General features: G+C 39.0%; 5 protein-coding genes. 2 read left to right on the forward strand and 3 right to left on the reverse strand.

Features of this window, described 5'->3' with window-relative positions:
• Positions 1-352: 352 nt before the first annotated feature.
• On the reverse strand, positions 353-1,084 hold the full coding sequence (locus tag ACOVQ4_RS17840; RefSeq protein WP_421821973.1) for a 3-keto-disaccharide hydrolase: 732 nt from the start codon (positions 1,082-1,084) through the stop codon (positions 353-355).
• 117 nt (positions 1,085-1,201) lie between these two features.
• On the reverse strand, positions 1,202-2,047 hold the full coding sequence (locus ACOVQ4_RS17845) for an aldo/keto reductase (protein ID WP_421821974.1): 846 nt from the start codon (positions 2,045-2,047) through the stop codon (positions 1,202-1,204).
• Between the two features lie 222 nt (positions 2,048-2,269).
• Here ACOVQ4_RS17845 and ACOVQ4_RS17850 point away from each other — a divergent pair, with 222 nt between their 5' ends.
• Positions 2,270-3,904, forward strand: a complete 1,635-nt coding sequence (locus ACOVQ4_RS17850; RefSeq protein WP_421821975.1) for a carboxylesterase/lipase family protein — start codon at positions 2,270-2,272, stop codon at positions 3,902-3,904.
• A 39-nt stretch (positions 3,905-3,943) separates the two neighbouring features.
• On the opposite strand, the gene ACOVQ4_RS17855 is transcribed toward ACOVQ4_RS17850, so the two are convergent.
• Entirely contained in the window at positions 3,944-5,215 is a 1,272-nt protein-coding gene (locus tag ACOVQ4_RS17855) for a DUF5690 family protein (RefSeq protein ID WP_421821976.1), read from the reverse strand.
• A gap of 385 nt (positions 5,216-5,600) precedes the next feature.
• On the opposite strand from ACOVQ4_RS17855, the gene ACOVQ4_RS17860 reads away from it, so the two are divergent.
• The gene (locus tag ACOVQ4_RS17860) at positions 5,601-8,324 is read left to right on the forward strand and encodes a Tat pathway signal sequence domain protein (protein WP_421821977.1); all 2,724 of its coding nucleotides are present in this window, start codon (positions 5,601-5,603) and stop codon (positions 8,322-8,324) included.
• Positions 8,325-8,397: the final 73 nt, after the last annotated feature.

Raw genomic sequence — 8,397 nt, forward strand, 5'->3', positions numbered from 1 at the left:
AAGTTACATCAAGATTTTGGTATGCCTACAGAGGTGTTACTTTCTTCCTGAGCGAAAATAGGGAATTAAGAAAACCTCCCTTTTCGGATACTTATATTTATATGCTTCAGAATTCTTTTTTGACCTCCTGAAAATATTTTATATACTTATACCGTATATCTAAGTTTTAAATACTTCTATCTCTTATTTTATAGGTACTTGGCCATGTGTCTCATGCCTAGCAGGTCAGTAGATTTTAGCACGAACTAAAGATGTGTAGGATCACCTGAACATACCAACAAACAAAAGCTACAGATTTTTTAAAGGATTTTGCCAAAATTTGAGATAACGTATGACAAAAACCTTTTGAGTATTATAGCTCTTTGAGTTTAATATTTCTAAAAGCTATTCCTTTAGACCAGTCTTGAAGTGCGATATGACCCTTAGTAGTTTTGCCAAAAGTAGGAAAGTATTTGAAATTACTTTTAGCCACTAAATCTTTCCACCCTTTCGAAGTTAAATCTTGTTCTGCTGTCAAAACTCCGTTTAGATAGAATTCTATTTTACCGTTTGTTTGCTTAATACGAGACTCGTTCCATTCGCCAGCAGGCTTAGTCACTGCTATATTTTTTTGAGGAAAAAATCCGTAAAGACATCCTGCTCGTTTTTTCATATTGGCCTCGTAATCATCATGTTTGGTGTCGAGCAGCTGGTATTCGGGTCCCGTTGACCAAGCTGTTGGGTTAGTTTCTTTTTCCACTACATTAAAAAATACACCACTGTTGCCACCTACAGTAATTTTCCATTCAAAACGTAAATCAAAGTTCTGAAATTCTTTGTCCGTTATCAAATCGCCGTGTTCTACTGTAAAGGTGTCGGGTTTACAAAACAATTCATTGTTTTGTACAATCCATGCGCTGGGTGTTTTTCCTTTGTTGTACAAATGCCATCCATTGGTAGTTTTACCATCAAATAACAGAGTCCATCCTTCTTTCTTTTCTTGTTCTGAAAGCTGATTTGGTTGGTCAGAAACTCCTACAAAAGATGAAAAACTTAGCGTTATAACACCTAAAGTCAGTACTGATTGAAGAAATTGTTTTTTCATTAGTCTAGTATTAAAATTGGATAGTTGGCGAAAGGTGGTTGTGTTTTAGGCACAAGGCAAAGAGTGTTAAATTGTTTTTTAGTAACGCTAGATATGTTTTTGCCGAATGCCCAAAGCTTAAAAATCCACTAAGTCTGGATCTAATCCTGAACCACCACAATAGGGCATTTGATTAATAGTTTGCATATCTTCTACACTGATTTCAAAATCAAAAACAACTTTATTTTCGTCGATACGACTCGGTGTTACTGATTTTGGTAATGGCAAAGTACCATTTTGCAAACACCAACGCACACAAAGTTGGGCAACAGACTTTCCGTATTTGGCTGCGATAGCTACTAATGTAGGATTGGTTAGCATTTTACCTGTTCCAAGTGGACTCCAAGCCTCTATCAAAATATTGTTTTGTTGGCATAACTCCACAACTTCCGCCTGACGATGACCAGGATGAAACTCTATTTGGTTGACCATAGGTCTTATTTCAGCAGTTTTTAATAGCGTTTGTAGATGTTTCACCATGAAGTTACTTACGCCAATTGCTTTAATTTTCCCTGCTTTGTATAGGTCTTCTAGCGCGCGCCAGGTTTCGGCATTGATGCTCTGCCAGTTATCAAATTGCTTGCTGTTGGCAGGCCAATGGATTAAATACAGGTCCAAGTACTCAAGTTGTAAATCACTCAACGTATTATGGAATGCTTTCTTGGTCGACTCGTACCCACGGTCAGAATTCCATACTTTACTTGTGATAAATAATTTTTCACGAGTAACGCCACTTTCTTTGATTGCCTGACCAATACTTTTTTCGTTTCCATAAATAGCGGCTGTATCGATATGGGTATAACCAGATTCGATGGCATATTTGACCGAGCTTATGGCCACCTCGCCATTGGGTGCTTGCCAAGTACCAAAACCGATACTTGGGATAGATACTTGATTAGATAAAATGAATTGTTCGTGCATCATTTGATTGGGGAAATGTAATAAGTTTGAGTTTCGACTATTGTCTAACTAATAAATTGGAGAATGACAAAGAAGGTTTCATTGATAAAGAGAAACCCCTCCAAAGTTCTTATTTTTTATAAAAACAACGGTTATTTTTAGTATTAAATAAAAAAATAATTGGATTTTTTGTGAAAAGACCTTATTATTGTCACCAAGTGAGACAATAGAACATTTATCCAATTTATGAAAAAGCATCTTACTATTCTCGCAAGCATAGTTTGCTTAGCATCAAGCACGATGATTGCTCAAACCAATTTTAATTTTCCTGTACAAACAACCATAGAAAATGGTGTAATCGAAGGTAATTACGATACACAGTCGGGAGTACAAACGTATTTTGGTATTCCTTTTGCCAAGCCACCCGTTGGCCAGTTGCGTTGGAAGGCTCCACAACCAGTAGATAATTGGGCAGGCGTAAAGGAAACTAAAAAATTTGGTCCTCGTCCTGTTCAATCTATCGTTTTTGGAGATATGGCCTCTCGCTCAAATGGACTTAGCGAAGACTGTTTATACTTAAATGTTTGGACACCTGCCAAACGCAACACAAAGGACTTACCCGTGTTGGTGTATTTTTATGGCGGTGGCAATGTGGCAGGCGATGGCTCAGAGCCACGTTATGACGGCGGTACTATGGCAAAAAAAGGGATTGTAGTGGTGACATGTAACTATCGATTGAATATTTTCGGAAATTTTGCTCATCCCGAATTAAGCTCAGAATCACCTTACAAAGGTTCTGGAAATTATGGTTACTTAGATCAAGTAGCAGCGCTACAGTGGGTAAAACGTAATATTGCTAAGTTTGGAGGTAATCCTAATCAAGTTACGATTGCAGGCGAATCTGCAGGGTCGATATCAGTGAGTTATCAAATGGGCTCTCCATTATCGAAAGGCTTATTTCACGGTGCAATTGGTGAGAGTGGTGCGGGGATAGGACCCACTATGGCACCAGTTACCTTGGCAGAAGCAGAAAAACAAGGTGCGGATTTTGCCAAAAATGCGGGTGTTCCAAGCTTGAAGCAATTGCGTGCTATGAGTACACGAGAGTTGTATGAGATTTATACAGAATCAAAAAGGTTTGGTTTTCCTGTTGTACTAGATGGATACTTTTTGCCTAAAACTTTACCTCAAATTTTTGAAGCCAAACAACAAGCGCAAGTACCACTTTTATTAGGCTGGAATTCTGCTGAAATTCCGGGTATGGCCTTTATGATGGGACAACCATACACGCCCGAAAAGTTTATCGAACGAGTAAAGAAAGAGTACCCAACCGAAGCAGACAAGGTATTGGCCTTGTATCCGCATGCAACAGAAAAGGAAGTAGAATTATCGGCTACTCAATTGGCTTCAGACCGCTTCATTTCATACAGTACTTGGAAGTGGTTTGATTTACATAGAAACAACTCGCCCCAGCCAGTATATCGTTATTTGTATAGCAAAGTTCGCCCTCCTTTGGTGGACCAATCTCTCGCATCGGGTTTGGCTGGTGGAACAGTCAAAAAGGAGGATGCTCCCAAGGCACCAGAGCCAGTGGGTGCTCCACACGCTTGCGAAATAGAATATTGCATGGGCAATCTTCACTTAATCAAAGATTACGCTTGGACAGCTGATGATTATAAAGTATCAGACACGATGTGTAATTTTTTTGCCAACTTTATAAAGCTTGGAAATCCTAATGGCGATAAATTGCCCGAGTGGCCAGCCGCCAAAGCAGGCGACAAACAACCGCCTGTGATGATTATTGATGTCAATTCAAGAGCCGAAAAATCTACTATTGAACCTCGATACGATTTCTTGGATACAACTTATATGAAAAAATAGCTGTAATAATCAGTAGACCATAGGCCAGCGTCTTATGGTTTACTGATTATTGGTATATTTTCTATGTAAATATCCAATCGATAGTATCACCAATACGATGTAGATGACCGAAACAACATAGGATAGTTTTATAAAGAAGTCAAGATAATTGATACTTTTCTGGAAGAAGTTTTTATAAAAAAGTACGGCAATACTGCCTAAATAAGCATAATAATCTGCTAAAGTAATCAAGAAGCCTACTGTCCCAGTACGTTGGAAAGAGGCAAGCATTCTCTCAAAATACAAGCTATTACACATCGAATAAGCCACATACACCCCTAAGCCCAACAGCGTTAGCCAAAGCACAGGCCCAATCATCCCAGCTTGATATAAGAATGTACTTAAGCCAATCAATATGCCCCCCAAAAGCATTAGCATCTCAATCATAAAAAATGCCTGATAATTATTTTTTATCCATCGCATCGAAGCCATTAGTAATAAAACGGCAATTGCAATAGGGGTTTCGGTTTGGGTAAAAATAGCTGAGTTATTGGCGTATCCCAAAAGTTTCCAGATTTCAGGTGTAAAATTATCTCTAAATTCACGGAAGGTAGTTAGTACGATATACGATACCACAAAGATGCTTAAACTAAAAACGAAGTCTCTGACAAAAGCTTTTCGGTCACCTTTGAGCATGGGTTTACGTAATGTTCTACTGGTGATATCCTCGGCATTGGGGGCAGGTAATTGCCCCATAAGCGTTGCACATATAGCAAAAGGCACAAACATAATAGCACAAGCTAGAAAGGGCATCCAAAATTCGGATACTCCCCAGAAATCCATTACCCACTTTCCGATACTTTTGGCAAAACCAGAGCCTAATATAAACGAAGCCGTTAGTACTGCTACGAGTAGGTCGGTACTCCTTCGCCCTTCCAAAAAGCCTAAAATCGTTCCATAAACCATTCCTAAAGGAAGACTTGCCAAAAAAATGAAGGCTAGATTATAAGGAGCGGGGGTCAAGGCAAATAAAAAATAGGCACCCCATGAAAGTGCCAACATTATAATTAAATTTTTTGAACGGTTTTCGGGTAACATTTCCGAAACATATTTTACCCCTATACCTTTTGATACCGCAAAGCCCAATACCTGAGCTGTAATCATCAAAATTTTAAATTGTATTCCCCAATATAGCCAATTTTCATAAGTAGCTGCCGTGTAGGCTCGCCTAAAAGGATAAAAGCATAAATAAGTAAAAAAGGCGGTAAGTGATGCAAATATTTGAAATGCCCAAGGATTTCGTTGAAGACTTGTCTGTAATTTTTGAAGCATAATTGGTTGAGATAAAAATCATTTATTTGTTGATGGCAACTATATAAAGATAGGATTTTGAACCAATACCCCCAAATACTCTACAGACGATTACCAAGTAGCTTGTCCTGCCCTATCCTTTGATAAACCTAACGAAGCAGGACGGCAATATGAAAATATATCTTGAAAATTGTGTAGCATTGCTTTAGGCGATAAGTAATCCTGTAAACTTAGCTTTAAGTTGTGTGCCCAAAGCCGTAGGCAGGCATTAAAGGTCGATAAAATTCTATAAGAAATACGCTCTTTCCTTTAGCTTACGGCGTAAAGTCTATTACAAAAGAAAGTAATCAAACCTTGTATTATAGCCTCCCTATTGGTTATTTATTTTACCTCTAATAGATAAGTTATGAAAAAACAATTTCAAGTGTCAAGAAGAGATTTCGTCAAAAATACCTTATTAGCAAGCACTGCTGGCTCACTGACCTCCCATCAGATTTTAGCTACAGAACATCAAACCAAAAATCTGATTCCAGCCAGCGAAGGGGGTATTCTGCACTGGTTGTCTGGACAAGCCCCGAGTACATTACAAGGCACCACCTGGGGGATTTCTTGGCCCAAAGGGAGTGTCAAAAAAGATACACCTTTAGCCGTTTTACAAGATGGTATCGTACAAAATAGCCAATCGTGGCCTTTGGCTTTTTGGCCAGATGGAAGTGTCAAATGGTCGGCATTTGCAATCGGAGCGAAAGAGAAAATAAGTGAGCATTGGCAAGTGAAAATTGGGCAAAAACCACAAGATGGTAAACTGAAGATTAATGAGCATCAAGATACTATAGTAATTGATACAGGGAAAATCCGTTGTGAAATTGCCAAAACAGGTAATACAATCATTAAAGCCCTTTTTCATGCACAACAAAAATTAGTAGCCCAACAAGGAAAACTGGTTTTACAAGTACAAAATCAAGCTGATGGCGAGTGGTCAGATGTAGCACAATTACAAAATTTTGAAAGTAGTATTCAAAAAGTTCAATTAGAAAATCAAGGAACTGTACGAGCTGTAGTAAAAATAGAAGGCATTCATCAAAACCCTGAAGGCAAACAACTCCTGCCTTTTGTGTTACGACTTTACTTTTATGAAAATACTGAGTCGATTCGAGCGATTCATTCTTTTGTATATGATGCTAATGAACAACAGGATTTTATCAAAGGTATTGGTTTTCGTTTTGAAACCTTATTAAAAGATACGCCCCTCTATAACAGACATATTCGTTTTGTAGGAAGCAATGGAGGGGTATTTGCCGAAGCAGTCCAAGGCTTTACGGGGCTTCGTCGTAATCCCGGAAAAGACGTCACTCAAGCACAATTTGAAGGAAAACCTGTTGGTATTTTGCCACCCAATATTCAACATTTACTAAAATACATTCCTGCTTTTGGAGATTATACCTTGTTTCAGGGTTCTAGTGATGGTTTTGATATTCAAAAAAGAACTAAATCGGGTTATGGTTGGATTCAGGCGGCTAGTGGGCAGCGAGCTAGTGGATTAGCGTATCTAGGAACTCCGACAGGAGGAGTTTCGCTAGGATTAAGGCATTTTTGGCAAAGTTATCCAGCTCAACTTGATATCCGTCAGGCTTATAGCGATGTGGCACAAATGACTCTCTGGTTTTGGGCACCAAAATCTCCAGCTATGGATTTACGATTCTATCATGATGGAATGGGACAGCTCAGTTTCGAAGAGCAAAGAGAAGGCTTGGATATTACCTACGAAGACTACGAACCCGAATTTGGGCGTCCGTATGGTACTGCTCGCACAAGTGAATTTTTTATCCATACATTTACAGAAACGCCTTCGCATGAGACCTTGAGTAAGATTTCGGAGGCCATCGAAACACCACCTAGGCTGATGGTGGCAACAGAGCAATTTATTCAAGCACGTGTTTTTGGAAACGCCATCAGTTTACCAAATACAAATACCGAAAAGCATAAATCTATTGAAGAGCAACTTGCTTTTTATTTCAATTATTACCAACAACAAGTTGAAGAGCGTCGCTGGTATGGTTTCTGGAATTACGGGGATGTCATGCATTCGTATGATAATGACCGTCATGTGTGGCGATATGATATTGGTGGTTTTGCTTGGGATAACTCTGAGCTTTCTACTGATTTGTGGTTATGGTATTATTTTTTGAGAACTGGCAACAAAGATGTATTTGCGATGGCTGAAGCCATGACTCGTCATACGGGCGAAGTGGATGTACACCACATTGGTAGGTTTAGTCCATTGGGCTCTCGTCATAATGTATTGCATTGGGGCTGTAGTGCCAAACAGTTGAGAATTAGCACTGCAGCGAATCGTCGCTTTTACTACTACCTAACAGCTGACGAACGTGTGGGAGATTTGATGCGCGAGCAAGTCAAGGGTGATAAGACCTTGAGAGAAGTAGTGCCCGGAAGAAAAATCGGACAAAAAGCACCACAAAATGATTCTGATAAAAAATTGGTTAGTATGTCATTTGGTACAGACTGGGGCGCGCTAGCTTCAGCATGGTTGACCGAATGGGAGCGTACCGAAAATGAACAGATTAAGAATAAACTTCTCAACAGTATGAAAACCATCGCATCACAACCCAAAGGGTTTTTTCATGGGGAAGGAATTATGGAAATTGCTACTGGAAAATTTGCTCAACAACCCATCAACAAAGTTTCGGTATCTCATTTAAGTGCGGTTTTTGGATTGACTGAAATCTGTTTTGAGCTTGTTGACCTTATTGATATGCCAGAATTTAAGCAGGCATGGCTAAAATATTGTGAACTCTATAATGGAACAGACGAAGAGCAAAAGGCCTATCTTGGACAAAGCTTTAAGCTAAACCTTGCACAGGGACATGCTCGTTTAACAGCATTTGCTGCGTATCATCTCAATGATGCCAGATTGGCACAACGTGCATGGAATGAGTTTTATCAAGGTGAAGGAGGTTTAAAAAAAACTACTAAAAAGTTAACCAAAATTGATCCTCCGATTGTTCTGAGGACAATTGAGGAAGGCGAAAACATTTCAACTAATGCTGTTGCTCAATGGGGATTATCGGCCATGCAATGTTTGGCATACATCGGAAATCAGCTTAAATGATAAGTTATCGGTTAAAGGAATTTTTTCAGTAAAAAGAGAAGATTTTATATTCAAAGAAAGGGCAATTTAAGTT

This window comes from Flectobacillus sp. (genome assembly GCF_049240685.1).
GTDB lineage: Bacteria > Bacteroidota > Bacteroidia > Cytophagales > Spirosomataceae > Flectobacillus.

Coding starts and splice junctions, on each gene's coding strand:
- ACOVQ4_RS17840 (WP_421821973.1), bottom strand. CDS start 1,084: ATGAAAAAACAATTTCTTCAATCAGTACTGACTTTAGGTGTTATAACG.
- ACOVQ4_RS17845 (WP_421821974.1), bottom strand. CDS start 2,047: ATGATGCACGAACAATTCATTTTATCTAATCAAGTATCTATCCCAAGT.
- ACOVQ4_RS17850 (WP_421821975.1), top strand. CDS start 2,270: ATGAAAAAGCATCTTACTATTCTCGCAAGCATAGTTTGCTTAGCATCA.
- ACOVQ4_RS17855 (WP_421821976.1), bottom strand. CDS start 5,215: ATGCTTCAAAAATTACAGACAAGTCTTCAACGAAATCCTTGGGCATTT.
- ACOVQ4_RS17860 (WP_421821977.1), top strand. CDS start 5,601: ATGAAAAAACAATTTCAAGTGTCAAGAAGAGATTTCGTCAAAAATACC.